The 23,761-nt window shown below is 64.6% G+C and carries 26 protein-coding genes; 12 read left to right on the top strand and 14 right to left on the bottom strand.

Annotation, left to right across the window (positions count from 1 at the left end; genetic code table 11):
- Positions 1-36: 36 nt before the first annotated feature.
- Together EG244_RS00250 and EG244_RS00255 are read right to left on the bottom strand one after the other, a co-directional pair.
- Positions 37-762, bottom strand: a complete 726-nt coding sequence (locus EG244_RS00250; RefSeq protein ID WP_124962996.1) for a GNAT family N-acetyltransferase — start codon at positions 760-762, stop codon at positions 37-39.
- Entirely contained in the window at positions 759-1,487 is a 729-nt protein-coding gene (locus EG244_RS00255; protein ID WP_124962997.1) for a competence/damage-inducible protein A, read from the bottom strand. The genes EG244_RS00250 and EG244_RS00255 overlap by 4 nt, the downstream gene beginning before the upstream one ends.
- A 47-nt stretch (positions 1,488-1,534) precedes the next feature.
- Here EG244_RS00255 and sfsA point away from each other — a divergent pair, with 47 nt between their 5' ends.
- Complete coding sequence (gene sfsA, locus EG244_RS00260; protein WP_124962998.1) at positions 1,535-2,230, top strand: DNA/RNA nuclease SfsA; 696 nt, start codon at positions 1,535-1,537, stop codon at positions 2,228-2,230.
- 486 nt (positions 2,231-2,716) lie between these two features.
- Positions 2,717-3,970: an MFS transporter gene (locus tag EG244_RS00265; RefSeq protein ID WP_124962999.1), complete on the top strand. Its 1,254-nt coding sequence runs from the start codon at positions 2,717-2,719 to the stop codon at positions 3,968-3,970.
- Between the two features lies 1 nt (position 3,971).
- On the opposite strand, the gene rodA is transcribed toward EG244_RS00265, so the two are convergent.
- From rodA to EG244_RS00305, 8 genes are all read right to left on the bottom strand, one after another.
- A complete protein-coding gene (gene rodA, locus EG244_RS00270) occupies positions 3,972-5,111 on the bottom strand; it encodes a rod shape-determining protein RodA (protein WP_124963000.1) in 1,140 nt (379 codons plus the stop codon).
- Positions 5,112-5,121: 10 nt separating this feature from the next.
- Positions 5,122-7,065 carry a penicillin-binding protein 2 gene (gene mrdA, locus EG244_RS00275; RefSeq protein ID WP_124963001.1) on the bottom strand — a complete coding sequence of 648 codons (1,944 nt, stop codon included), beginning with the start codon at positions 7,063-7,065 and terminating at the stop codon, positions 5,122-5,124.
- Positions 7,062-7,601, bottom strand: a complete 540-nt coding sequence (locus EG244_RS00280; RefSeq protein WP_124963002.1) for a rod shape-determining protein MreD — start codon at positions 7,599-7,601, stop codon at positions 7,062-7,064. The genes mrdA and EG244_RS00280 overlap by 4 nt, the downstream gene beginning before the upstream one ends.
- Positions 7,594-8,508: a rod shape-determining protein MreC gene (gene mreC, locus EG244_RS00285; RefSeq protein ID WP_124963003.1), complete on the bottom strand. Its 915-nt coding sequence runs from the start codon at positions 8,506-8,508 to the stop codon at positions 7,594-7,596. Before mreC ends, EG244_RS00280 begins: the two co-directional genes overlap by 8 nt.
- A gap of 38 nt (positions 8,509-8,546) precedes the next feature.
- The gene (locus tag EG244_RS00290; protein ID WP_124963004.1) at positions 8,547-9,584 is read right to left on the bottom strand and encodes a rod shape-determining protein; all 1,038 of its coding nucleotides are present in this window, start codon (positions 9,582-9,584) and stop codon (positions 8,547-8,549) included.
- 156 nt (positions 9,585-9,740) lie between these two features.
- Positions 9,741-10,289 (bottom strand): acyl-CoA thioesterase, encoded by a 549-nt coding sequence (locus tag EG244_RS00295; RefSeq protein ID WP_124963005.1) that lies wholly within the window; start codon positions 10,287-10,289, stop codon positions 9,741-9,743.
- 87 nt (positions 10,290-10,376) lie between these two features.
- On the bottom strand, positions 10,377-10,673 hold the full coding sequence (locus tag EG244_RS00300) for a DUF2218 domain-containing protein (RefSeq protein ID WP_124963006.1): 297 nt from the start codon (positions 10,671-10,673) through the stop codon (positions 10,377-10,379).
- 139 nt (positions 10,674-10,812) lie between these two features.
- Positions 10,813-11,469, bottom strand: coding sequence for a peroxiredoxin (locus EG244_RS00305; RefSeq protein WP_124963007.1), 657 nt, complete (start codon positions 11,467-11,469; stop codon positions 10,813-10,815).
- A gap of 179 nt (positions 11,470-11,648) precedes the next feature.
- Here EG244_RS00305 and EG244_RS00310 point away from each other — a divergent pair, with 179 nt between their 5' ends.
- On the top strand, positions 11,649-13,094 hold the full coding sequence (locus tag EG244_RS00310) for an aldehyde dehydrogenase family protein (protein WP_124963008.1): 1,446 nt from the start codon (positions 11,649-11,651) through the stop codon (positions 13,092-13,094).
- A 151-nt stretch (positions 13,095-13,245) separates the two neighbouring features.
- The gene (locus EG244_RS00315) at positions 13,246-13,623 is read left to right on the top strand and encodes a hypothetical protein (protein WP_124963009.1); all 378 of its coding nucleotides are present in this window, start codon (positions 13,246-13,248) and stop codon (positions 13,621-13,623) included.
- 2 nt (positions 13,624-13,625) lie between these two features.
- On the opposite strand, the gene EG244_RS00320 is transcribed toward EG244_RS00315, so the two are convergent.
- Both EG244_RS00320 and epmA read right to left on the bottom strand, forming a co-directional pair.
- On the bottom strand, positions 13,626-13,814 hold the full coding sequence (locus EG244_RS00320) for a hypothetical protein (RefSeq protein WP_124963010.1): 189 nt from the start codon (positions 13,812-13,814) through the stop codon (positions 13,626-13,628).
- 69 nt (positions 13,815-13,883) lie between these two features.
- Positions 13,884-14,921, bottom strand: coding sequence for an EF-P lysine aminoacylase EpmA (gene epmA / locus EG244_RS00325; protein ID WP_124963011.1), 1,038 nt, complete (start codon positions 14,919-14,921; stop codon positions 13,884-13,886).
- Positions 14,922-15,048: 127 nt separating this feature from the next.
- Here epmA and efp point away from each other — a divergent pair, with 127 nt between their 5' ends.
- Positions 15,049-15,615 carry an elongation factor P gene (gene efp, locus EG244_RS00330; RefSeq protein WP_124963012.1) on the top strand — a complete coding sequence of 189 codons (567 nt, stop codon included), beginning with the start codon at positions 15,049-15,051 and terminating at the stop codon, positions 15,613-15,615.
- Between the two features lie 170 nt (positions 15,616-15,785).
- On the opposite strand, the gene EG244_RS00335 is transcribed toward efp, so the two are convergent.
- Both EG244_RS00335 and EG244_RS00340 read right to left on the bottom strand, forming a co-directional pair.
- On the bottom strand, positions 15,786-16,508 hold the full coding sequence (locus EG244_RS00335; protein WP_124963013.1) for a prephenate dehydrogenase: 723 nt from the start codon (positions 16,506-16,508) through the stop codon (positions 15,786-15,788).
- Positions 16,509-16,842: 334 nt separating this feature from the next.
- Positions 16,843-17,760, bottom strand: coding sequence for a DMT family transporter (locus tag EG244_RS00340; RefSeq protein WP_124963014.1), 918 nt, complete (start codon positions 17,758-17,760; stop codon positions 16,843-16,845).
- A 123-nt stretch (positions 17,761-17,883) separates the two neighbouring features.
- Between EG244_RS00340 and EG244_RS00345 the strand changes: the two genes are divergently transcribed.
- The 7 genes from EG244_RS00345 (at position 17,884) to EG244_RS00375 (ending at position 23,760) form a co-directional block, all read left to right on the top strand.
- Positions 17,884-18,765, top strand: a complete 882-nt coding sequence (locus tag EG244_RS00345) for a carbon-nitrogen hydrolase family protein (protein WP_124963015.1) — start codon at positions 17,884-17,886, stop codon at positions 18,763-18,765.
- Between the two features lie 201 nt (positions 18,766-18,966).
- The gene (gene infA, locus EG244_RS00350) at positions 18,967-19,185 is read left to right on the top strand and encodes a translation initiation factor IF-1 (protein WP_124963016.1); all 219 of its coding nucleotides are present in this window, start codon (positions 18,967-18,969) and stop codon (positions 19,183-19,185) included.
- A 1-nt stretch (position 19,186) separates the two neighbouring features.
- Positions 19,187-19,762 carry a Maf family protein gene (locus EG244_RS00355; RefSeq protein WP_124963017.1) on the top strand — a complete coding sequence of 192 codons (576 nt, stop codon included), beginning with the start codon at positions 19,187-19,189 and terminating at the stop codon, positions 19,760-19,762.
- Positions 19,759-20,802: a ribonuclease E/G gene (locus EG244_RS00360; RefSeq protein WP_124963018.1), complete on the top strand. Its 1,044-nt coding sequence runs from the start codon at positions 19,759-19,761 to the stop codon at positions 20,800-20,802. Before EG244_RS00355 ends, EG244_RS00360 begins: the two co-directional genes overlap by 4 nt.
- Positions 20,799-20,978, top strand: coding sequence for a DNA gyrase inhibitor YacG (locus EG244_RS00365; protein ID WP_124963019.1), 180 nt, complete (start codon positions 20,799-20,801; stop codon positions 20,976-20,978). The genes EG244_RS00360 and EG244_RS00365 overlap by 4 nt, the downstream gene beginning before the upstream one ends.
- A gap of 143 nt (positions 20,979-21,121) precedes the next feature.
- Positions 21,122-22,639 (top strand): 2,3-bisphosphoglycerate-independent phosphoglycerate mutase, encoded by a 1,518-nt coding sequence (gpmI, locus tag EG244_RS00370; protein WP_124963020.1) that lies wholly within the window; start codon positions 21,122-21,124, stop codon positions 22,637-22,639.
- Entirely contained in the window at positions 22,636-23,760 is a 1,125-nt protein-coding gene (locus EG244_RS00375) for a murein hydrolase activator EnvC family protein (RefSeq protein WP_124963021.1), read from the top strand. The genes gpmI and EG244_RS00375 overlap by 4 nt, the downstream gene beginning before the upstream one ends.
- Position 23,761 lies beyond the last annotated feature (1 nt).

The raw sequence follows: 23,761 nt of genomic DNA on the forward strand, positions 1-23,761 counted from the left end.
CGGTTCCGGCAGCACATTAAAGAAGCCCCAACCAGATCAGAGGCTTCGGTAGTGATAGTCTCCCACAACCGGCATTTCCAGGGAAGTATAGAGTGCCGCCGCCCCGGCATTGGCTTGTGTCACCGCCACCGCCAGCCAGTCTGCGCCGTGATCCTGGGCCCATTCAGCCGCGCCACACATCATATAGTTGGCGGATCCGCGCCGACGCATATTCGGCAGCACCACCAGCGCATGAAGCATGGCGATCCGACCCGAGCAGGCCACAAAGGCGGCACCTGAGGCCCGGTCGGCGTCATTGCCGTCGCGTCCGATCAGGGCGGTCTTTTGGCCCTCAACGCGCTCCATCACGGCGACACGCTCAGGGCCGATGTGGTCGCCCTGCCAGATCTCGCGGGTCAGGGCCAGCGGCGGCCAATGCATGATCGAGCGCAGCCGGGGCGGGGGGGTGAACTGCGTCACCGGGGCGGCGCGCAGCTCGGTGGCGTCATTCATCCGGTAGCCGCGGGCCGCAAGCCTCGCATCCAGCGCCGCCTGGCCGGGACGGATCTGAAAGAGCGGCTTTTGCCCGAGGCTGCGGTGGAACTCCTCGGCCTCCGCAATCTCGGCGTCGCTGACATCCCCGACCGCCGTGGTGGCGGCGGAGACGCGCTGCCCGCCGCCCGCGCCTTCGCGGATCCGCCAGGGCCCAAGCGCATGCACCGCCCGGCCCGGCCAGGTGGCATCGAGGGCGTCAAACCAGTCCTGAAGCTGCGGCGTGTTCATGCAGGCTCCCCGAAAAGCGCGGTCAGTTTTTTCATCGCGGCCTCAAGCTGCACCGGGTCGGTGCCGCGGATCACCAGGCTGGTGCCATAAGCGCCGTTGCGCTGAAAGGGATAGCTGCCAAGCGAGAGGTCGGGATATTCGGCGGCAAGGGTGGCAAAGCCCTCGGCAATCTCGCCCTCACCGCGCAGGACCGAAAGGCTCTGGCTCAGAAGCGGCTCGCCCCCGGTCAGGGTGGGCAGAACGCTGGCCACCATGGCCTGAAAGACATTGGGCACACCCGCCATGACATGGACATTGCCGATGGTGAACCCCGGGGCCACAGAGACCGGGTTCTCGATCAGGCTTGCCCCCTCAGGGATGCGCGCCATGCGCAGTCGGGCGGCGTTCAGCTCCTGGCCCGAGCGCTGGTAATGCGCGGCCAGCAGCGCGCGGGCATCCTCGCGCACATCGATGCCGGCGCCGAAGGCTGCGGCCACCGCATCGGCGGTGATGTCGTCATGGGTCGGCCCGATGCCGCCGGAGGTGAAGACGTGGTCCCAGCGGTCGCGCAGCGCATTGAGGGCGGCGACGATATCGGCCTCTTCATCGGCGACCATGCGGATTTCCATCAGGCGGATGCCATGGCGCGTCAGCTCTCCGGCGAGATGATAGCTGTTGGCATCCCTGGTGCGGCCCGACAGAATTTCATCGCCGATGACCAGCATTGCTGCGGTTGGATTCGTCATCTCAGGCCCTCCTTGCCAGATCACCCCTTCGGGTATAGGGGCGGATTATGCAGTTTCCCAGACCCCTTACAGAAGCGCGTCTGCTTCGCAGGTATAAACGCTTTCTCGCCGATGTGGTTCTGCCCGGTGGCGAGGAAGTCACCGTCCATTGCCCCAATCCCGGCGCCATGACCGGGCTGGCAGAGCCGGGGATGCGGGTCTGGCTGGCCCCCTCGCGTCCGGGCAACAAGCTCGCCCGGGGCTGGAAGCTGGCGGAGCTGCCGCAGGGGGGACTGGCGGTGATCGACACCGGCCTTGCCAATGGTGTGGTCGCAGAGGCGCTGTCGCTGGGCCGCATCGCGGGTCTGCCCGCTTTCAGCAGCCTGCGCGCAGAGGTGCGGATGGATGAAGAGAGCCGGATCGATTTTTGCCTGACCACCCCGGAGGGGCCGTTCTGGCTGGAGGTGAAATCCGTCACTCTGGCGCGCCAGCCCGGACTTGCGGAATTTCCCGACAGCCGCACCGCGCGCGGCGCAAAGCATCTCGCGGGGCTGACGGCGGCGCGCCGGCGCGGCGAGGGGGCGGCGATGCTTTATCTTTTGGCGCGCAGTGACTGCGACCGGATCGCCATCGCCGGTGATATCGACCCCGCCTATGCCCGCGCCTTTGAAGAGGCCCGCGCCGCCGGCGTGCAGATGCTGGGCCTTGGCTGTGAGATCACGCCTGAGGGGATCACGCCCGGTCACATGGTGTCGGTGCTGTGACGCGCCGCTGAGCAGGGTGCTGTAAAAATCGGACGAAGCGGTGGCGTGTCCTGCAAAGGCGGAAAAGCAGCCTCGTCTCATCCGTCTGAAACAGGTCTGGCGCTGACTTTCACTGTGCCTGCGGGAAGATGTCTCCGGAAGCCCCGCCCCGACATAGTGTTCGCGGGTCATTTCCCGGATCGGCAGAATTTACCGCCCGCAAAACCGGCCGTTGGGGGCCAGGGCTGAGGCCCCGCTTTGCGGTCTTTCACTGAGCTGTCCCGGTCGCCTGTGAACAGCCGCTCGAAAGCCTGCGGGCCGCCAGGGCGCACCGCAAGCCCCCGCCCCTCCCCTCGGAGGGAGAGAATACGAGCCCATGGGGGGGAATTGCCAGCCCGTGCAGGGGGTTTTTTCTGCGCCATGGCCTCTGCGGCGCAGGAAAGGCAGTTGACGCGGCCATGAGGCGGGCACAGCTTGCGCGGCAGAACCGCCCCAAGGACTGCTGCCATGCGACACGCCTCTGCTTCGCCCCCGCTTCTGACACCGGTGCTGATCGCCGGAAGCCTGATTTTGATGATCGGCTTTTCGATCCGCGCCTCTTTCGGGGTGTTTCAGATCCCGATTGCCAGCGAATTCGGCTGGGCCCGGGCAGAGTTCTCGCTGGCCATTGCGCTGCAGAACCTGGCCTGGGGCTTTGGCCAGCCGATCTTTGGCGCCATCTCAGAGCGTCTGGGCAACCGCGTGGCGGTGCTGATCGGCGGCGCGCTTTATGCGCTGGGCCTGGTGCTGAGCGCCTTTGCCATCACTCCCGGACAGCATCAGCTGCTGGAGATTATCGTGGGCTTTGGCGTTGCGGGCACCGGCTTTGGGGTGATCCTTGGCGTCGTGGGCCGCGCGACCCCGGAAAAACACCGCTCGATGGCGATGGGGATTGCCACGGCGGCAGGCTCGGCAGGGCAGGTCTTTGGCGCACCGGTGGCCGAAATCCTGCTGGGCTATATGTCCTGGCAGAGCGTCTTTCTGATCTTTGCCGCTGTTATCCTGCTGGCGATGCTCGCGGTGCCTTTTCTGAATGCACCCGACGCCCATGGCGAAAACGAACCGGCAGAGCCTCTCGGGGTCGTTCTGGCCCGGGCGCTGAAAGATCCGAGCTATATCCTGATCTTCCTTGGCTTTTTCTCCTGCGGCTATCAGCTTGGCTTCATCACCGCGCATTTCCCGGCCATGGTGACGGAGATGTGCGGCGCGATTGCGCCCAATGGAATGCTGGCGGGGATCGGCATCACCACCACCTCTATTCTGGGGGCGGTCTCGATCTCGGTCATTGGTCTGGCCAATATTGTCGGCACCATCACGGCGGGCTGGCTGGGGGCGCGCTACAGCCGCAAAAACCTGCTGGCGGGCGTCTATGTGCTGCGCACCATTGCGGCGGCGACCTTCATTCTGCTGCCGATTACCCCGGTCTCGGTGCTGCTGTTCTCGGTGGTGATGGGGGCGCTGTGGCTGGCAACCGTGCCGCTGACGGCGGGGCTCGTCGCGCATATCTGGGGCATGCGCTATATGGCGACGCTGTACGGCATCGTCTTCCTCAGCCACCAGATCGGCGGGTTCCTCGGCGTCTGGCTGGGCGGGAAGATGTATGACCTGACGGGCGATTACACCTTGGTATGGTGGATCGGCATCGGGGTTGGCGCGTTTTCGGCGATCGTCCATCTGCCGGTGCGCGAAAACCGCGCCCCGGCCGTGGTGGCCGCGGCCTGATCTATCTGAGCCGGTGCACATGGGCGCTCTGGACAATCCCGAAGCCCATGAGCACCACCAGCATGGCCGATCCGCCATAAGACACCAGCGGCAGGGGTTTGCCCACCACCGGGGCAATCCCCATCACCATCGCCAGATTGACCGCGAAGTAAAAGAAGAAGGCCGCCGAGATGCCGATCACCACCAGTGAGGCAAAGCGGTCCCGGGCCTGAATGGCCGTCCAGATGCAGAAGATGATGACCAGCGCATAGAGCATCAAAAGCGACACCCCGCCCACAAAGCCGAATTCTTCCGCCAGAATGTTGAAGATGAAATCGGTGTGCTTTTCGGGCAGGAAGTTCAGCCGGCTCTGCGTGCCCTCCATGAAGCCCTTGCCCGCCCAGCCGCCCGAGCCGATGGCGATCTTCGCCTGGTTGATGTGATAGCCCGCGCCAAGGGGATCGGCCGAAGGATCAAGGAAGGTATCAATCCTGCGGTATTGGTAATCCTGCAAAAACTGCCAGGGCGTGCCCCGCGCGATAAAGACCGAGGACACCGCCCCCCCGATCATCGCCAGCACCGCCGCGAAGTAAGCCCAGTGGACGCCGGCGACCAGCATGATGGCCGCGCCGCCGCCCAGCAGCATCAGCGAGGTGCCGAGGTCGGGCTGGCGCAGCACCAGACTGACCGGCAGCAGGATCATCAGCAGGGGCGCCAGCACCCAGAGCGGACGGGAGACCTTTTTCGGGTCCAGCCAGTCGTAATAGGCCGCCAGCATCATCGCGAGGGCGATCTTCATCAGCTCCGACGGCTGCAGCCGCAGGGGTCCCAGCTCAATCCAGCGCTGCGCGCCCATGCCAACGGTGCCGAAGAGCTCCACCCCGACCAGCAGTATGAAGGTGCCGCCATAAGCGAGCCCCGCCATATTGCGCCAGAACCAGATCGGGATCAGCCCCATCAGGATCATCGCGACCAGCCCGATGATCAGCCGCTCCATCTGCGGCTCGGCCCAGGTCGAAAAATCGCCCCCCGCCACAGAGTAAAGCATCAGAACGCCGATTGAGCCGATGGTGCCCAGCAAGAGCGCCAGCGCCCAGTTCATATGCAGGAATTTACGCAGTCCGGTGGGGGCGCGTTTGACGGAGTAATCAAGATAGCTCATCTGCGGACCCTCAGGCGCGGGTCGGGCGCGTGCCCGAGAAGGTTTCCGGAGCCCTGAGCGGCAGGCTTTGCTGATGCGATTCGATGCGCCCGCGCTGGTTCTGCGGATAGGCGCTCAGCGGCGGGATGCCACCGCTGAGCGCAAACAGCAGAATATCGCGCGCCATGGGCGCGGCCACGCCGCCGCCGCCGCCATGCTCCAGCACCACCGAGCAGGCGTAGCGCGGATTGTCAGAGGGCGCATAGGCCACGAAAAGCCCGTGATCGCGCCGGTTCCAGGGCAGCTGGTCGTTGCGGATGACACCGCGCGCGCGCTCAGCCGCTGAGATGTTGCGCACCTGGGCGGTGCCGGATTTTCCGGCGATCAGCATGGCTTTGTCTTCCGAGCGCGAGGACCAGCCGGTCCCGGTGCGCTGGTTGAGCACCGCCCACATGCCGCGCTGCACATTGCGCAGATGATCCGGCGTCAGCCCCAGCGGCGGCGCTTCGGCCACCGGCTGTTCCACCCCGCCGATCGAATGCACAAGGCGCGGCTCAATCGCCCGCCCGGTTGAGAGGCGCGCGGTCATGACCGCCAGTTGCAGCGGCGTTGACAGAACGTACCCCTGACCGATGGAGGCGTTGATCGTATCGCCGATCCGCCACTCCTGGCCGCGCTTTTCCTGTTTCCAGGCGCGGTTGGGGTTCAGCCCTTCCGAGATGGCGGACATCGGCAGATCATGGCGCACGCCGAGGCCCAGCCGCTCGGCCATCGCGGCGATGGCGTCGATGCCAACCCGCTGAGAGATGTCGTAATAATAAACGTCACAGCTTTCCGCGAGACCCTTGGTCAGATCGCAGGAGCCATGGCCCGCCCGTTTCCAGCAGTGAAACCGCCGCCCGCCCGCCTCATAATAGCCCGGGCAATAGACGGTGGTATTGGCGGTGATGACCCCCGCCTCCAGCGCCGCAAGGGCGGTGACCATCTTGAAGGTCGATCCGGGCGGATAAGCGCCCTGGACGGATTTATTCGACAAGGGGCGATGATCATTGTCCATCAGCCGGCGGAAATCCGGGTTCGAGATGCCGCGCACAAAGAGGTTCGGATCAAACGAGGGCGCCGAGGTCAGCGCCACCACATCGCCGTTGCGCACATCCATCAGCACGGCGCTGCCGCTGTGTTCTTCCATCCGGATGCGGGCATAGTTCTGGATCTGCGCATCCAGCGTCAGGACGATATCGGCCCCCTCCACCCCCTCCCGGCGGTCGAGTTCGCGCATCACGCGGCCTGCGGCATTGACCTCAATGCGGCGCGAGCCCGCTTTGCCGCGCAGCGCATCTTCCAGACGCCGTTCCACCCCGATCTTGCCGATCTGAAACTTCGGGATCTGCAAAACGGGATCGGGGCTTTCCAGCTGCGCGAGATCATTCTCCGAGACCGGCCCCACATAGCCCACCGCATGGGCGAAATCCTCATCCAGCGGATAGGTGCGCGACAGACCCACTTCCGGCGTGACGCCAGGCAGGGCGGGGGCATTGACCGAAACCCAGCTCAGCTGCTCCCAGGTCAGGCGCTCGGCCACGATATGGGGCACAAAAGCCGAGCGGCGGCGGGTCTCGCGGATGGTCTTCTGGATGTCCTCTTCGCTGAGCGGAATCCCTTCGGAGAGACGGCGCAGAACGGTCTCTACATCGCCTGCTCCTTCGCGGGTGATGGTGACGCGGTAGTTCTGCTCATTTCCGGCGATCAGCACGCCTTTGCGGTCAAAGATCTGGCCCCGGGCGGGGGGGATCAGCCGGATCGAGATGCGGTTTTCCTCGGCCAGCAGCTTGAACTGCTCGGCCTGATCGACCTGCAGATAGCGCAGACGCGCGCCTAAGACGGCAATGAAAGCGGCCTGACAGCCGCCCAGAAACAGCGCCCTGCGGGTGACCTTGCGGGCGGCTTCGTCGTTTTCGCGGGCGCGGCGTTTCACAGCGGCCTCCCCAGACTGTCACGCTCTCCCGTGGCGGGCTTGGTCAGCCCGGCCAGGTGGCGCAGTACAAAGATGATCACCGGATAAGCGGCCGCGGTGAAGATGAATTCGACAAGCGTCAGCCCCAGACCCGGCTGCGGCAGCATGGTCACCGCCATGATAACGCGGTTGAGAAGGAACATTCCCAACATGGCGGCGGCGACCAGCATCCACTCGGACAGCCAGGACAATTCGCGCATGAAGGCGGCGCGGCGGCGCAGGAACTCGGTCCCCATGACCACCACCGCAGCCCAGAGACCGGGGGGGCGCATCAGGAACATATCCTCGATGAGCACCACAAGCGCGATCAGCAGAACCGGCAGGTGATAGGGCCGCCGCAGCACCCAGGCGCAGCTGAGGCACAGCAGAAGATCCGGCCCCGGCAGCTTGCCGGGCTCTGCGTTCAACGGCAAAAGCCGCAGCGACAACAGCACCGCAAAGACCGCCACAAAGATCGCCCGCCAGAGCCAGACACTGTTGCGGGCGGCCTCAGCCATCGGCGGGCTCGGGGGTGTTTGGCCCGATCTGCGGCACCGGCAGCGTGCCGGGGGGCGGCGAGATCAGATCACCCGGATCGGCGATCTCTTCATGCTCATAGCTGCGCAGCACCCGCAGAAACTCCAGCCGCAGATAATCGGCCGAGGGTGCAACCCGCAGCCTGCGGTCCGAGCCCTGCACCACCTGGCCGACCAGCAGCCCCGCCGGGAACAGCCCGCCATCGCCCGAGGTCACCACCCGGTCGCCGGGGCGCACGAGGTCGGATTTCTCCAGAAAGTCCAGGGGCGGCAGTGAGGAGTTATCCCCGGCCAGAATCGCCCGCTGGCCTGAGGGCTGCACCGTCACCGGCACCCGGCTGGAGGCATCGGTCAAAAGCATCACCCGGCTGACGGTCTGCCCGACCCCCGAGATCCGGCCCACCACGCCCAGACCGTCCATCGTGGCCCAGCCGTCGCGGATGCCGTCCCGGCTGCCGACGTTCAACAGCACCGACTGCCGGAAGGGGCTGCCGCTGTCGGCAATCACCACGCCGGTCACATGGGTCAGTTTCGGATCAAGCCGCACCTGATTGAGGTCGAGCAGCTTGGCGTTCTTTTGCTCAAGCTGCAAAGCCGCCTCGCGCCAGGCCTTCATCTGCTGCAACTCGCGGCGCAGTTCCTGGTTTTGCTGATGGATGCGGTTGTAGGACTGAAAGCCCTCAATCAGCCCGCTGCCCCAGGTGACGGGCGCCATGGCCCATTCCATCGAGGGCGCAAAGCGGTCGATCAGCGCCATGCGGAAGCGCTCAACCCGGGGGCTGTCGATGCGCCAGAGCAGGAAAACCCCAAGCAGCAACAGGACCAGCCCGGCCACAAGGATGCGCCGGACGGGTCGGGTATAGGCTTGCGGATCACGGTCGCGTGCCAAAGCGGCCTCTTGCTCAGGTCAGGCCGGGCAGGGGTGCCTCAGCTTTCGTAATCAATGACGTGGCGAAGCTGCTTTTCATATTCAAGCGCCTTCCCGGTGCCAAGGGCGACGCAGTTCAGCGACTCTTCCGCCACCGAGATCATCAGCCCGGTCTGCTCGCGCAGCGACAGATCGAGATCCCCCAGCAGCGCACCGCCCCCCGTCAGCATGACGCCGCGGTCGACGATATCTGCCGCCAGATCCGGCGGGGTCGCCTCCAGGGCCTGCATCACGGCGTCGCAGATCTGCTGCACCGGCTCTGCCAGAGCTTCCGCGACCTGGGCCTGCGAAATCTCGGTCTCTTTCGGCACACCGTTCAGCAGGTCACGCCCGCGGATGGTCATTGACTGGCCACGGCCGTCGTCGGGCATCCGGGCGGTGCCGATGGTGCATTTGATCCGCTCAGCCGTGGCTTCACCGATCAGGATGTTATGGTTGCGGCGCAGATAAGAGATGATCGCATCATCCATCCGGTCGCCGCCCACCCGCACCGAGCGGGCGTAAACGATGTCGCCCAGCGACAGGACCGCCACTTCCGTGGTGCCGCCGCCGATATCGACCACCATTGAGCCGGTGGGATCGGTGATCGGCATGCCTGCGCCGATGGCCGCGGCAATCGGCTCGGCGATCAGACCGGCGCGGCGGGCGCCTGCCGACAGCACCGAGGTGCGGATCGCGCGTTTTTCCACCGGGGTCGCGCCATGCGGCACGCAGACGATGATCTTCGGCTTGGAGAAGGTGGTGCGTTTGTGAACCTTGCGGATGAAATGTTTGATCATCTCTTCCGCGGAATCGAAGTCCGCAATCACGCCGTCGCGCATCGGGCGGATCGCCTCAATGGAGCCGGGGGTACGGCCCAGCATCAGCTTGGCGTCTTCACCCACGGCCAGGACCTGCTTTTTGCCGTCCTTGACGTGATAAGCGACCACTGAGGGCTCGTTCAGGATGATGCCTTTGCCTTTGACATAGACCAGCGTGTTGGCAGTGCCGAGGTCGATGGCCATGTCCGACGAAAAAAGGCCCGAAAAAATCGACATCCTGTGGAGATCCTGTCCGGTGCTAGAGGGAAACCCGCGACCGCATTAATCGGGTCGCGGCATTCTTTTATCGCCGCCACATCCGCATTGAAAGGGGGCGGGACCATTCTGTGCGCAAATCCGCGTGTGGAGTGGCGGTTGTGCGCCCGTTTAGCGTTACCCGCCCCGGATCCGGTCGACTTCGGGCGGCCAGGGGCGTTCAGCCTCAGCCCGGGCCCAGGCGGCGATCCAGCCGGGAAGGTCAGGCCGGGGATCGGTAAAGCCCGCCGCGCGGATCAGCTTTTCGGGGGCAACGATCCCCGCACCTGAGGAGACGGCGGTGCGGTTCAGCACCTGCGTGGTGCAGTCGCCACCCCGCCAGATTGATTGATCGATATAGAGAAATCTGCCGTCCCAGCCCGCCAGCCGTGAGACCATTTCCAGCCGGTCGAACATCTTCACCCGCCGCCGATAGCGCACCGAGGCCCCCGCCACGGCCATGCTCCAGCCATTGGCCTTGAGATGCGGGCGCAGCCCCAGACGCGAGATCAGCGGCACCCGGCCGAGATCAAAAAGCGTCAGCGTGCGGCCATTGTTCAGCTCAACCCAGGGGTCAATATCCTGCGGCCAGCAGTGCAGGACCGAGCGATGCGCGTCAAAGAGCCCCAGCTTCGGCAGGCGGCGCGATTTATAAACTTCGCTGTAAAGGCGGATGAAGGGATACATGGCTTTTTCTTAATCCTGGTGCCCCTTCTCCCTGACCGCGCAGCGGCGACGGGTCAAGGCTGACGCCGCGCCGCAATGCGCCGGGGCTCAGCCCTGCGGATCAAGCGCCCAGGCTAAGCCCGAAAATCCATCGCGGAAGGCGAAAGTTACCAGATGTTTGTCGATGACAAAGCGCGCCTGGATGATGGCGGGCAGATCTTCGGCCGTCACGCGGGCGAAAAGCCCGGTTTCATCGGCGCGCAGGCTCATATGGCCGGTGGGCAGATCGGCCTCAGCCTCGGTGGGGGTAAAGGTGACTTCGACCTTATGGCCAAGGTGTTTGCAAAGCTGCTGCAGGTATTTCGAGCCATGGGTGGTGGGGAAATGCGCCGAGGTGGAATACATATCCATGTCCTGCCTTGATGAAACTTCTCAGGAATATAGGCCCGGAGAGCGGCAGATGCACGGGGGGCAGGTGCAGCACACTGCGCCCCGGAACGCCAAAGGCCCCGCAGTGGGTGCGGGGCCTTTGGGAAAGTCGGGATCAGTTCGCCGGCAGCGAGGCCTTGCGCACATAGGGCAGCACGATTTCCAGATCGGGGAATTTCTGCTGCGCCTCATCGGTCGGCACCGAAAGCGCCACAATGGCTTTGTCGCCCGGCTTCCAGTCAGCGGGGGTGGCAAAAGGCACGCCCTCAGTGGCGCGGACGGCATCGAGCGCGCGCAGGATTTCCTGGAAGTTGCGGCCCACGGTCATCGGATAGATCAGCATGACGCGGACCTTCTTGTCCGGCCCGATGATAAAGGTCGAGCGCACGGTGGCGGTATGCGCCGGGGTGCGGCCATCGGGCAGCACCGATTCTGCGGGCATCATGTCGTAAAGCTTGGCGATCTGCAGATCCGGATCGGCAAACATCGGGAAGGTCACCGGCCTGCCGGAGTATTTCTCGATATCGGCTTTCCAGCCCTCATGGGCGTCCAGCGGGTCAACCGAGACGCCGAAGACTTTGGTGTTACGCTTCGCGAATTCTTCCGCGAGTTGCGCCACGGCGCCGAATTCCGTGGTGCAGACCGGGGTGAAATCCTTGGGATGGCTGAAAAGAATGGCATAGCCATCGCCAATCGCCTCGTGGAAAGAGATCCGGCCTTCGGTGGAATCAGCCACAAAATCCGGAGCAGTGTCGTTGATGCGCAGCGTCATGACGGGTCCTTTCAGGAGGGTTTGGTCAGGAAAATAAGGCCGCAAAAGGGGCTGTGGAAGCCTTTGCAGCAGGCCCTTAACAACTTCGGGAGGCTGTTCCTGTTCCGCAGCGCGCAGTTGCACAATCTCCCCGGCCCTGCCAGATTTCCGGCACAACAGACTTTCGGAGGGCCGGTCTTATGATCGAGAAACGCGACTTTTACATCAATGGCGCCTGGGTTGCTCCGGTCACGCCGCAGGATTACCCGGTCATTGACCCCTCCTCAGAGGAAGTCTGTGCGACGATCTCGCTGGGCGCGGAGGCCGATACCAATGCCGCCGTGGCCGCTGCGAAAGCCGCCTTTCCGGCCTGGGCGGCCACCCCCCCGGCAGAGCGCCTTGCCCTGGTGACGCGCCTTCTCGGGATCTATGAGGCGCGCAACGAAGAGATGGCCCTGGCCATCAGCCTTGAGATGGGGGCGCCGATCTCTATGGCGCGCAGCTCTCAGGCGCCCTCGGGGTCTTCGCATATCCGTAATTTCATCAAGGCCTTCGATCATATCGAATGGGTCCGCCCGCTGGGTCCGCATGCGCCCAATGCCCGGATCGCTATGGAGCCGATCGGGGTCGTGGGTCTGATCACGCCCTGGAACTGGCCGATGAACCAGGTGACGCTGAAGGTGGTGCCGGCGCTGCTGGCGGGCTGCACCTGTGTGCTGAAACCCTCGGAAGAGGCGCCGCTTTCGTCGCTGCTCTTTGCGGAGTTTGTCCATGAGGCGGGCTTCCCGGCCGGGGTCTTTAACCTGGTGAACGGCGATGGCGCGGGCGTGGGCGCCGTGCTGTCGAAACACCCGGATGTCGAGATGATCTCCTTCACCGGCTCGACCCGCGCGGGCCGCGCGATCAGCCTGGCGGCGGCCGAAACGCTGAAGCGCGTCACGCTGGAGCTGGGCGGCAAGGGCGCGAACCTGGTCTTTGCCGATGCCGATGACGATGCCGTGAAACGCGGTGTGCGCCATATGTTCAACAACTCCGGTCAAAGCTGCAATGCGCCCTCGCGGATGCTGGTTGAGCGCCCGATCTATGACCGCGCCGTTGAGATTGCCCGTGAAGTGGCCGAGGCGACTGCCGTGGCTCCGGCCTCCAAAGAGGGCAAACACATCGGCCCGGTGGTGAACAAACGCCAGTGGGATCAGATCCAGGGCTATATCGCCAAAGGCATTGATGAGGGCGCGCGCCTTGTCGCCGGTGGTCCGGGCCTGCCGGAGGGGATGAACAAGGGCTTTTACGTTCGCCCCACCGTCTTTGCCGATGTGACGCCGGGCATGACCATTGAGCGCGAAGAGATCTTTGGCCCGGTGCTGGCCATGATCCCTTTTGACACCGAGGCCGAGGCCGTCGCCATCGCCAATGACACCCCCTATGGCCTGACCAATTACGTCCAGAGCCAGGATGGCGCGCGCCGCAACCGTCTGGGTCGCGCGCTGCGCGCAGGCATGGTGGAGATGAATGGCGAGAGCCGCGGAGCCGGTGCGCCCTTTGGCGGCGTGAAGCTTTCGGGACGCGCGCGGGAAGGCGGCGTCTGGGGGCTTGAAGAGTTCCTTGAGGCGAAATCCATCTCCGGCTGGGATGGCAGCCAGGACTGAGGCGCAGGCCTGAGGGTATGACTTTGACAACCGGCGGCTGTGCCCGCCGGTTTTCTTTATGCGCCGTCACATGACAGGCGAAAGTGCCTGTAAAATATGGTAAATTATTCGTGTCCGAAACGGATCGGGCTTCTTTCAGAAGGTGTTCCGAATGCGTGTTTCAAGACCTTTTCTATTAATTGGCGGGCTTTATCTGATCACGGGCATGATGATCGGAAGCTATATGGGGGCCTCGGGCGATCATCGGCTGGCCCCGGTTCATGCCCATATCAATCTGCTGGGCTTTGCCCTGATGACGATTTTCGGGCTGCTGTATTATGTCTTCCCGCAGATGGAGGGCGGGCGTCTGGCGCAGGTGCATTTCTGGCTGCACCAGGCGGGATCTCTGGCGCTGATGCTCGCGCTCTGGCTGATGCTGTCGCAGCGGATGCCGGAGGCGACGGTCGGGCCGGTGATGCCGCTTATTGAGGCAGGCCTCGTCCTTGGAACGCTGACCTTTCTCTATAATCTCTGGCGCAGCGCGCGCTGAACTCAACCGCGTCGCTGCAAAAGCAGCGACGCGGTCACCAGGGCAATCGCCGCCATATGGACGGGCGCGGCAGAGCTATGGGCCACCCAAAGCCGGTCTGCCGCCCGCCCGGTCACCAGGGCCGAAACGCCAGGGCCCGCCGTCAGATGACGCGGCTGAAGCGTGTTCACCCTCTCCGGGGAGACAGTCATCAGCAGGCTGCAAAGCCGGAGATCCGGACCCTTGCGGGCAGGCCGCTCAGGGAAGTCTTGCCCGCCCGTTCAGCCTGCCGGGGCCCAGATGATATCGTCGATTTTGGGCGCGCCCGTGGCCAGCATCACCAGGCGGTCAAAACCGAGGGCAATCCCGGCCGCGGGGGGCATATGGGCGAGGGCCTTCAGGAGGTCCTCATCGAGGGGGTAACGCTCGCCATAGACGCGTTCTTTTTCATCCATCTCGGCGATAAAGCGGGCGCGCTGCTCGACGGGATCGGTCAGCTCGCCAAAGCCGTTGGCGAGTTCCACCCCGCAGGCGTAAAGCTCAAAGCGCTCAGCGAGGCGCGGATCATCGGGGCAGCGGCGCGCGAGGGCGGCCTCATGGGCGGGGTAGCGGTCGAGAATGGTGGCGCGGCCATGGCCGAGATGCGGCTCAACATCCGCCGTCAGAACCCGGCTCATCATGTCAGACCAGGTGTCATCGGCGGCGGTGCGCATGCCTTTGGCGTGCAGCTGCGGGCGGAGTTTTTCGGCATCGGGCAGGCCATCTGCATCCATGGTTCCCAGCAGATCGACGCCCGCGTAGGTCATAAAGGCCTCGCAGACCGACAGCCGCTCGGGCGCTGCGAAGGGATCACAGGTCAGATCGCCTTTGCGCAAAAGGCTGCTGCCCGCCGCACGGGCGGCCAGGGCGAGAAAGGCGGCGCAATCCTCCATCAGCACCTCATAGCTTTCGCCGCTGCGGTACCATTCGAGCATGACAAACTCGGGGCTGTGGCGGGCCCCGCGCTCGCGGTTGCGCCAGACATGGGCGAAGGCGAAGATCTTTTGCTCTCCCGCCGCCAGCAGTTTCTTCAGCGCGAATTCCGGGCTGGTGTGCAGATAAAGCCGCCGCGTTTCGCCATCATTGCCAATGGCATCGGCGGCAAAGGCATGCAGATGCGTCTCATTGCCGGGGCTGATCTGCAGGGCGCAGGGGTCGGTCTCGGTGAAGCCCGCCGCGTCAAACCAGCGGCGCAGCCCGGACTGGATGCGGTTTCGTGCCAGAAGCATGGGACGGCGGTCGGCATGTCGGGCGGCATCCCACCAGGAAGTCTCGGCCATGTCTTAGGCTCCTTTCGGGGGCAAAAACGCCTTTCGGCTGGAAATCATGGCCGGAATGCGCTACGCGCGGTGCCAATCGCGCAGGCTGTGGCCCCGCGTTCTCCGGATATCACAAGGATTATCACCCGTGAAAGTCATCGCCTCGTCGATCCGTAAGGGCAATGTCATCGAGATGGACGGCAAACTCTATGTTGTGCTGACCGCTCAGAACATCCACCCCGGCAAGGGCACTCCGGTGACCCAGGTGGACATGCGCCGCATCTCGGATGGCATCAAGGTCTCGGAGCGCTGGCGCACCACCGAGCAGGTGGAAAAAGCGACCGTTGAAGAGCGCGAATTCGACTACCTCTATGAGGATGGCGAAGGCTGGCACTTCATGGATCCGGCCAGCTATGAGCAGGTCGTGGTGAGCTCGGACGTGATGGGCGATACCAAAGTCTATCTCCAGGAAGGCATGCGCGTCTGGATTAAGACCTTTGAGTCGAACCCGATCTCGATCGAAGTTCCGCAAAAGATCACCGTGGAAATCACCGAGACCGAGCCGGTCGTCAAAGGTCAGACCGCCTCGTCGTCTTACAAGCCGGCGATGACCGACTCGGGTCTGCGCGTCATGGTGCCGCCGCATATCGGTGTGGGCACCCGCATTGTCATCAACACCGATGACAACAGCTATGTTGAGCGCTCGAAAGAGTGATCCGCTGATCCTGTGAGTAAAGCGCCCTCCGGTCTTCCGGGGGGCGTTTTTTATTCCGCAAAGGGATTTGCGGGGGTCCCCTGCATCAGGGGTCCGTGCTGCCGGAGAGCGCCGGGGAGGCGCTCCGCCCTCCCCGGACCCCGCCCGGGAGTATTTTGAAAAAGCCAAAATCAGCCGGAGGCTGCGGCGAGCAGATCTGCGAGTCTGGCCTGGAGCGGCGCGACATGGGGATTGTCGCGGGTGACGGCCTCGAAGACCTCGGGGGCGTCATCGCGGACCATGGCAAAGGCCTGATCGAGCAGCTCAAAGCTGCGGGTGCGCAGTTTTGGCGCGGGCCCGAGGTCACGCAGGGCGCGGGCCAGCAGATGGGTCAGCCCCTGAGTGCGCGCCGCATCGCGGTCATGCTGGTCGGGGGTGGTTATCAGCAGGCGCAGCCCCAGCGTTTTGCGCAAAAAAGCCGCTCGGCGCCGCCAGGATCCGCCGCGCAGCGGGCAGAGCACCAGTTGCAGCCCGCGGGTGCCTGCCGCGGCACTTTGCGGCCCGAACATCGGATGGGTGGCCAGCAGCTCCACATGATCGGGCAGCAGGTTTTGCATCAGCGCGGCCGGGGCGGATTTGACTGAGGCGACATCCGCCACAAGCTGCCCCGGCCGCAGATGGGGGGCCAGGGCGGAGAGTGTCTGGCCAAACTGCGGCAGGGGCAGGCACAAAAGCACGATATCGGCCTCTGCCACCTCGGGGAGGGAGATGACGCGCAGGCCTGCGTGACGGGCGGCGGTGCGGGCGGGCTCTGAGGGGTCGCAGATGAGAATGCGGCAATGCGCTTTCAGCAGATCTGCCGTCAGGCGGCCAAAAGCGCCAAAGCCAATGAGAGCGAGCGTGGGGTGTTGCATGATCCTGGATCCGGAAGAAGGGCGGGCCAGGGGGAGCGGGGGGGCTTATCAGCGCTGTGCCTCTGGCAGGAGAGACGACAGCGGGGTGTGAACAGATGCTCCGCTGCGTCAGGGCAGCGGATAATAAACACTCGTTGAGATCGGGCGCGGGCTGTTCATAGGGTGTGATTACGCCCTGCAGAGGTCGGGGGCAAGCCCTGGCCGGGGTTTTTGCGGGTTCACGGCTTTTCCGGCAGCGACCCTTGGCGGGCGCGCCCCGGCCGTGAGCCTTCAGGTTCGCCGGTTCCCCGAGGGGAGAAACGCTGTTTTTCGGTGGCAGGGCTGCGGGGCGCGCTCAGCCGCCCTGGGTCGAGGCTTTGCGTGCCTTGCTGCGGTCTTTGCCGAGTTTATGCTCGCGCCAGATGATCAGCACGCCTGCGGCCATGACCAGGGCCGCACCGCCCAGCATCGGCAGGGTTGGCACTTCGGAGAAGAAGAACCAGCCGATCGCGAGGGCAAAGATCATCGAGGCGTAGTCCAGCGGGGCGATCACGGCGGCCTCGGCCTCGCGGTAGCTTGAGGTCAGCAGGATCTGCCCGATGCCGCCGAGGAAGCCCGCGAGAACCAGGATCGCGAAGATTTCGGGCGGCGGCATGACCCAGCCAAAGGGCAGCGACAGCAGCGACAGCAGCGTGGCGTTGATGGTGAACCAGAAGACAATCGTAGAGGCAGGCTCAAAGCCCGTCAGTCTGCGGATGGAGATCTGCGCGAAGGCCATAAAGACCGCCGCTGCCAGCGCAATGGCCGCCCCAAGGCTTTGTGCGCTGCTGAGGCCTTCGGAGAGTGAAAAGCGCGGCGCGAGGATGATCAGAACGCCCGCAAGGCCAAGGCCCACCGCGCTGTAGCGCCAGGGTCCGACTTTTTCTTTCAGAACCATGGCGGCGAGCACCACCACCATGAGGGGCGCGGCATAGATAATGGCCGTCACTTCCGGCAGGGGCAGCATGCCAAGGGCTGCAAACTGCAGCGCCATCGAGGCGGTGCCGGCCAGGGCGCGAAAGAAGTGACTGCCCGGGCGTGAGGTTTTGACCCCGTTTTTCAGATCGCCCCTGAGCCAGAGCCAGCCCAGAATGACCGGGATCGCGAAGAAAGAGCGGAAGAAGACCGCCTCTCCCGGGGGGACATGGTCTGAGGCCAGTTTAATCAGTGAGGCCATGGCGATGAAAACCAGCACCGAGATCAGTTTGTAGGTAATGCCGCGCAGCGGGCGCATGTCTCGGCTCTCCGGGAGTTCCTCGCGCTCCTGCCTTGTCACCGGGCCTGGCGCTGTGCAAGCTGAGCGGGGAAAATCATGGGGCCTGTGTCGGAAATGTCTCCGCACGCCCGGGGGGATGCGATGAAACTTGCGGCGGCCGCCTATCCGTTGGACTTCTTTGAGGATTTCTCAGGTTATGAGGTCAAGATCAGCACCTGGGTGGCGGAGGGGGCTGCAACGGGGGCGGATCTGCTGGTCTTTCCGGAATATGGCGCGATGGAGCTGGCCTCGCTTGGCGGGCGCGCGGTGGCGGGGGATCAGGACCTCGCGGTGCGCGAGGCGGCAAAGCATCATGAGGCCGCTTCCGGGGTTCTGGCACGGCTTGCGGCAGAGCATGGGGTGCATATCCTTGGCGGCTCTGGTCCGGTCTGGCTGGAGGGGCGGCTGGTCAACCGCGCGGTGCTTTATGGGCCGTCGGGTGTGATCGGGCATCAGGACAAGCAGATCATGACCCGCTTTGAGCGTGAGGACTGGGGGATTGCGCCGGGCGCGGGGCTGAAGGTTTTTGAGACGCCCTTTGCGCGGATTGGTGTGGTGATCTGTTATGACAGTGAGTTCCCGCTGTTGTCGCGGGCGCTGGCGGAGGCCGGGGCGGAGGTGTTGCTGGCACCCTGCTGCACCGAAGGCTTTGCGGGCTTTATGCGGGTGCGGGTCGGCGCGATGGCGCGGGCGCTGGAGAACCAATGCGTGAGTGTGCAGGCGCCGCTGGTCGGTGAGGCGGCCTGGTGCGCCGGGGTGGAGGAGAACACCGGACGTGCGGGGGTCTTTGGCCCGCCCGATGCGGGCTGGCCGGAGACCGGGGTTCTGGCCGAGGGCGCGCTGAATGCGCCGGGCTGGGTGGTGGCGGAGGTGACGCGCGAGCAGATCCGGCAGACCCGCGAGGATGGTGTGGTGCTGCTGAGCCGGCACTGGCCTGAGCAGATCGAGCGGGTGGCGGTGCCGGTGGAGGTGATCGCAGGCTAGCGCGGTTTTGCAACCGCCGGGGGACTTTGCGTCCCCCGGACCCCCTGCAGAGTATTTTTTAAAAGCCAAATGATCACGAAGGGCGGCGAATCCGCCCGTTTCGCGGTGCCGAGGGGCCTTTGCCCTTGAAAATTTCCGGCAGGAAGCTCATTAGCTCCTTGCCCGCAGTCTTTTTGGCGGGTGCTATCCAATGGAGTCAACATGGCCAAGGAAGAACTGCTCGAATTCCCCGGCGTCGTGAAGGAACTCCTGCCGAATACGACGTTCAAGGTCGAGCTGGACAACGGCCATGAACTGATCGCGACGATGGCAGGAAAAATGCGTAAGAACCGGATCCGTGTTCTCGCAGGCGACCGCGTTCAGGTGGAAATGACCCCCTACGATCTGTCCAAAGGCCGGATCAACTATCGCTTCAAGTAAGATGAAGCTGATATTGGGCTCTGCCTCGCCGCGCCGGAAGGACCTTCTGGCGCAGATCGGGCTGGTGCCCGATGCGATTTTGCCCCCCGACATTGATGAAGATCCCCGCAGGGGGGAACTTCCGCGTCCCTATTGTGCCCGCATCGCCCAGGAAAAGGCTTTTGCGGTGCCGGCGGGGCCGGAAGACGTCGTGCTTTGCGCCGATACCACGGTGGCGCTGGGCCGGCGCATTCTTGGCAAACCCGCTTCTGCGGCCGAGGCTGCGAAGTTTCTGGTGCTGCTCGGCGGGCGCCGTCATGAGGTGATCACCTCTGTGGCGGTGCGCAAAGGCGAGCGGCTCTGGACGCGGGACGTGGTCTCGGTGGTGAAGTTCAAACGGCTTTCGGATGATGAGCTGAACTTTTACCTCGCGTCGAATGAATGGCAGGGAAAAGCGGGCGGTTATGGCATTCAGGGCCTGGCCGGGGCTTTTGTGACCTGGATGCAGGGGTCTTTCACCGGGGTCGTTGGCCTTCCGGTGGCGGAGACCGCACAACTTCTGGCCGCCGCTGGCGTGCCGCTCTGGAGGCAGGCATGATCGGACGTGTTGTCGTTCTTGACCATATGGAAGATGGCCGCGCGGCGGCTGCGCTGGTGGTGGATGGTCATCTTGAAGAGCTGATCATTGATCCGAAAGGCGAAAGCCCTTTGCAGCCCGGCGCGGTTCTGCGCGGGGTTGTGGACCGGCTGGTCAAGGGCCAGGGCGGGGTTTTCGTGAAGCTTCCGGGTGGATCGGGTTTCCTGCGTCAGGTCTCGGGTCTGGCACCGGGTCAGCGGGTGATCGTGCAGGTTTCGGGTGTGGCGGAGCCGGGCAAGGCCGTTCCGGTGACGCTGCGGGTTCTCTTTAAGTCGCAGCTTGCGATTGCCACGCCGGGGGCGCCGGGGATCAATATCTCGCGCCGCATCCGCGATGAGGAGGTGCGGCAGGATCTGCAGGATCTGGCCGATGAGGCGATGAAAGGCGCGCCGGGGGATCTCGGGCTGATCATCCGCTCGGCGGCGGAGGCTGCGGGGGAAGAGGCCGTGGCCGAGGATATCCTGACGGTCAAAGAGCTGGCGACGGCGGTGATGGCGGATCTTTCGGGTGAGCCGGAGCTGCTGGTGGATGCGCCGGATGCGCATGAGCTGGCCTGGCGCGAGTGGACCGATCCTGCCCCTGATGAGGTGATGCAGGAAGAGGGCGCTTTTGAGCGCGCGGGTGTTCTGGATGCGATCGACGTTCTGCGCTCGGTCGTGGCGGATCTGCCGGCGGGGGGCTCGATGGTGCTGGAGAGCACGCGGGCGCTGGTGGCGGTGGATATCAACACCGGGCCGGATACCTCGCTGGCGGCGGGTCTGAAGGCCAATATTGCCGCCGCCCGGGATCTGCCGCGGCAGCTGCGTCTGCGCGGCCTCGGGGGGCAGATCGTGGTGGATTTCGCGCCGATGCCGAAGAAAGACCGCGGCACGCTTGAGCAGGTTCTGCGCGCGGCCTTCAAGGGCGAGGCGGCAGAGACCACGCTGGCAGGCTGGACGCCCCTGGGCAATTTTGAGCTGCAGCGCAAACGCGACCGCGCCATGCTGAAGGATCTGCTGTGAGCAAATGTCCGATCTGTGGCCGTGCGGCAGAGCAGAGCTATCGCCCCTTCTGCTCCAAACGCTGTGCGGATGTGGATCTGGCGCGCTGGATGACGGGCTCTTACGCCATTCCGGTCGAAGACGACGGGGATGAGGACGGGTTGCCCCCGGCCGATCCGCCACAAAAACCGATGTGAGAGGACGCGCGAGGGGGAGACCGCTCGCGCGTTTTTCACTGCAGCGCATGGCGAAAGCAAATTCGTGCAACTTCGCGTCAGGGGGCGTTTTCTTTGACACCGGAGCGGCATAGATAAGGGCGAAGATCACCGGAGGCCCCAAGATGACCCGCGCGAAACCCGTTGTCCTTTGCATTCTTGATGGCTGGGGCCTGTCGGATGACCGCACGGCCAATGCGCCGGCGCTGGCTGAGACCCCGGCGTTTGACCGGGCCTGGGCGGAGTGCCCCCATGCGACGCTTCTGACCCATGGGCCGGATGCGGGTCTGCCCTCGGGGCAGATGGGCAATTCTGAGGTGGGTCATACCAATATCGGCGCGGGCCGGGTGGTGGCGATGGATCTGGGTCAGATCGATCTGGCGATCGAGGATGGCTCTTTCAATCAGAACGCGGCGATCCTGGACTGGGTTGCAGGGCTGAAGGCCACGGGCGGCACCGCGCATCTGATGGGGGTGATTTCGGATGGCGGCGTACACGGGCATCTGACCCATGTGCAGGCAGCGGCGCATCTGGTGGCCGCGCAGGGGGTGCCGGTGGTGATCCATGCGGTGACCGATGGCCGCGATGTCGCGCCCTCCTCGGCGGTGCCCTATATGGAGGCGCTGGTCGCGGGGCTGCCGCGCGGGGCAAAGGTCGGGACGGTGGTCGGGCGCTATTACGCCATGGACCGCGACAACCGCTGGGAGCGGGTTTCGCAGGCTTATGGCGCTTTTGTCTCGGGCCAGGGCACGGCTGCCACTTCGGCGGTGGCGGCTGTCGAGGCGGCTTATGCGGCCGGTCTGAGCGATGAGTTCATCACGCCCTATGTGATCGGCGGTTACGCGGGCATGAAGGATGACGACGGCTTTTTCTGCCTGAACTTCCGGGCGGATCGCGCGCGGGAGATCCTGCTGGCGCTGGGCCAGCCCGGGTTTGACGGCTTTGATGTCTCGGGCCGTCCGGCGCTGACGCTCTTTGGCATGGTGGATTATTCCAAAGACCATGATGCCTTTATGCAGGCGGCTTTCCCGAAGCAAAGCATCGTGAACACGCTGGGCGAATGGGTCGCCAAACAGGGCAAGCGCCAGTTCCGTCTGGCCGAGACCGAGAAATACCCCCATGTCACCTTCTTCCTGAACGGTGGCCAGGAAACCCCGGCAGAGGGCGAAGACCGCTTCATGCCGAAATCGCCGAAAGTGGCGACCTATGATCTGCAGCCCGAGATGTCCTCGGAAGAGGTCACGGAGAAATTCCTTGAGGCGATTGAGGCCGATTACGATCTGATCGTTGTCAACTACGCCAACCCCGATATGGTAGGTCATACCGGCAGCCTGGAGGCGGCGATGGCGGCCTGTGCCTCGGTGGACCGGGGCCTGGCCCGGGTGATCCCGGCGCTGCTGGCCAAAGGGGGGGCGATGCTTTTGACGGCAGATCACGGCAATTGTGAGCAGATGTTTGACCCCGCAACCGGCGGTCCGCATACCGCACACACGCTGAACCCGGTGCCGGTCATTCTGATCGGCGGCCCCGAGGGCGTGGCTTTGCGCGATGGCCGTCTGGCCGATGTGGCCCCGACCCTTTTGCAGCTGATGGATCTGCCGCAGCCGGAAGAGATGACCGGACGGAGCCTGATCCTCGCATGAGGCGGGCGGCGCTGGCTCTCTGTCTGGCGCTGATGGCCGGGGGGACCGCTGTTGCGGAAAGCCCGGTCTCGGATCAGGCACGGGCGGCGAGCGAGGGGCTTTTGGGCGCGGTTGAGGCGCTGGAGCAGGCGGAAAGCGGCCGCGATCAGGTCGCGGCGCTGACCCGGACCATTCAGGCCTATGAAACCGGCCTTTCGACCCTGCGCGAGGCTTTGCGCCAGGCCACCATCCGCGAGACCGCGCTGCAGATGCGCTTTGAGGCCAAGCGCGAGCGGGTTTCCAAGCTGCTGGGCGTGTTGTCGGGGATGGACCCTGATCCGACGCCGCTTTTGATGCTGCACCCCTCGGGGCCGGTGGGCACGGCGCGGTCGGGCATGATGCTGGCCGAGATCACTCCGGCGATGCAGGCAGAGGTCGAGACCCTGCGGGCTGAGTTGAAAGAAGTCTCTGAACTCAGGGCCTTGCAGAAATCCGCCGGAGCCACGCTGCAGCGCGGCCTTGAGGCGGCGCAGGTCGCCCGCACGCAGCTAAGCCAGGCGATTGCCGCCCGTTCGCCGCTGCCCAAACGCTTCACGGAAGATCCTGAGCGGCTGAAGCTGATGATCTCGGACGCCGATACGCTGGATGCGCTGGCGACCGGGCTTGCGCCGGATCTGCTGGCAAATACCGAGCTGACGGAATTCGCCGCCTCGCAGGGCAAGCTGGTGCTTCCGGTGCTCGGCCAGGTGCTGCGCCAGTTCGGCGAGCCGGATGCCGCGGGGATTGAACGCCCCGGTCTGGTGATCGCCACGCGCCCTCAGGCGCTGGTCACCGCGCCCTGGCCATCGACCATCCGCTATGTCGGGCCCTTTCTCGACTACGGAAATGTGATGATCCTTGAGCCCGGTGCGGGCTATCTTCTGGTTCTGGCCGGGCTCGGGACCATCTACGGTGGTGTGGGTGACATCGTCCCGGGCAATGCGCCCGTGGGGCTGATGGGCGGCGCGGACGGCACCGGGGATCTTTTGCAGGGCGGCTCTGAGAGCACTGGCAGAACCGGTTCGGAAACGCTCTATATGGAACTGAGGCAGGGCGGTCAGCCCGTCGATCCCGGCGAGTGGTTCGCCGATGTGAGGGAATGAG

This window comes from Falsigemmobacter faecalis (assembly GCF_003863335.1).
Lineage (GTDB): Bacteria > Pseudomonadota > Alphaproteobacteria > Rhodobacterales > Rhodobacteraceae > Wagnerdoeblera > Wagnerdoeblera faecalis.

Excerpts from the sequence above, each read along its gene's own strand:
- rodA (WP_124963000.1), bottom strand. The coding sequence starts at position 5,111 with ATGAGCTATCTTGATTACTCCGTCAAACGCGCCCCCACCGGACTGCGT.
- EG244_RS00280 (WP_124963002.1), bottom strand. The coding sequence starts at position 7,601 with ATGGCTGAGGCCGCCCGCAACAGTGTCTGGCTCTGGCGGGCGATCTTT.
- EG244_RS00295 (WP_124963005.1), bottom strand. The coding sequence starts at position 10,289 with ATGTATCCCTTCATCCGCCTTTACAGCGAAGTTTATAAATCGCGCCGC.
- EG244_RS00315 (WP_124963009.1), top strand. The coding sequence starts at position 13,246 with ATGCGTGTTTCAAGACCTTTTCTATTAATTGGCGGGCTTTATCTGATC.
- EG244_RS00310 (WP_124963008.1), top strand. The coding sequence starts at position 11,649 with ATGATCGAGAAACGCGACTTTTACATCAATGGCGCCTGGGTTGCTCCG.
- EG244_RS00300 (WP_124963006.1), bottom strand. The coding sequence starts at position 10,673 with ATGTATTCCACCTCGGCGCATTTCCCCACCACCCATGGCTCGAAATAC.
- gpmI (WP_124963020.1), top strand. The coding sequence starts at position 21,122 with ATGACCCGCGCGAAACCCGTTGTCCTTTGCATTCTTGATGGCTGGGGC.
- EG244_RS00360 (WP_124963018.1), top strand. The coding sequence starts at position 19,759 with ATGATCGGACGTGTTGTCGTTCTTGACCATATGGAAGATGGCCGCGCG.
- EG244_RS00305 (WP_124963007.1), bottom strand. The coding sequence starts at position 11,469 with ATGACGCTGCGCATCAACGACACTGCTCCGGATTTTGTGGCTGATTCC.
- EG244_RS00255 (WP_124962997.1), bottom strand. The coding sequence starts at position 1,487 with ATGACGAATCCAACCGCAGCAATGCTGGTCATCGGCGATGAAATTCTG.
- sfsA (WP_124962998.1), top strand. The coding sequence starts at position 1,535 with ATGCAGTTTCCCAGACCCCTTACAGAAGCGCGTCTGCTTCGCAGGTAT.
- EG244_RS00345 (WP_124963015.1), top strand. The coding sequence starts at position 17,884 with ATGAAACTTGCGGCGGCCGCCTATCCGTTGGACTTCTTTGAGGATTTC.
- epmA (WP_124963011.1), bottom strand. The coding sequence starts at position 14,921 with ATGGCCGAGACTTCCTGGTGGGATGCCGCCCGACATGCCGACCGCCGT.
- EG244_RS00250 (WP_124962996.1), bottom strand. The coding sequence starts at position 762 with ATGAACACGCCGCAGCTTCAGGACTGGTTTGACGCCCTCGATGCCACC.
- EG244_RS00340 (WP_124963014.1), bottom strand. The coding sequence starts at position 17,760 with ATGCGCCCGCTGCGCGGCATTACCTACAAACTGATCTCGGTGCTGGTT.
- EG244_RS00355 (WP_124963017.1), top strand. The coding sequence starts at position 19,187 with ATGAAGCTGATATTGGGCTCTGCCTCGCCGCGCCGGAAGGACCTTCTG.
- infA (WP_124963016.1), top strand. The coding sequence starts at position 18,967 with ATGGCCAAGGAAGAACTGCTCGAATTCCCCGGCGTCGTGAAGGAACTC.
- EG244_RS00320 (WP_124963010.1), bottom strand. The coding sequence starts at position 13,814 with ATGACTGTCTCCCCGGAGAGGGTGAACACGCTTCAGCCGCGTCATCTG.
- EG244_RS00290 (WP_124963004.1), bottom strand. The coding sequence starts at position 9,584 with ATGTCGATTTTTTCGGGCCTTTTTTCGTCGGACATGGCCATCGACCTC.
- EG244_RS00265 (WP_124962999.1), top strand. The coding sequence starts at position 2,717 with ATGCGACACGCCTCTGCTTCGCCCCCGCTTCTGACACCGGTGCTGATC.
- EG244_RS00375 (WP_124963021.1), top strand. The coding sequence starts at position 22,636 with ATGAGGCGGGCGGCGCTGGCTCTCTGTCTGGCGCTGATGGCCGGGGGG.
- EG244_RS00335 (WP_124963013.1), bottom strand. The coding sequence starts at position 16,508 with ATGCAACACCCCACGCTCGCTCTCATTGGCTTTGGCGCTTTTGGCCGC.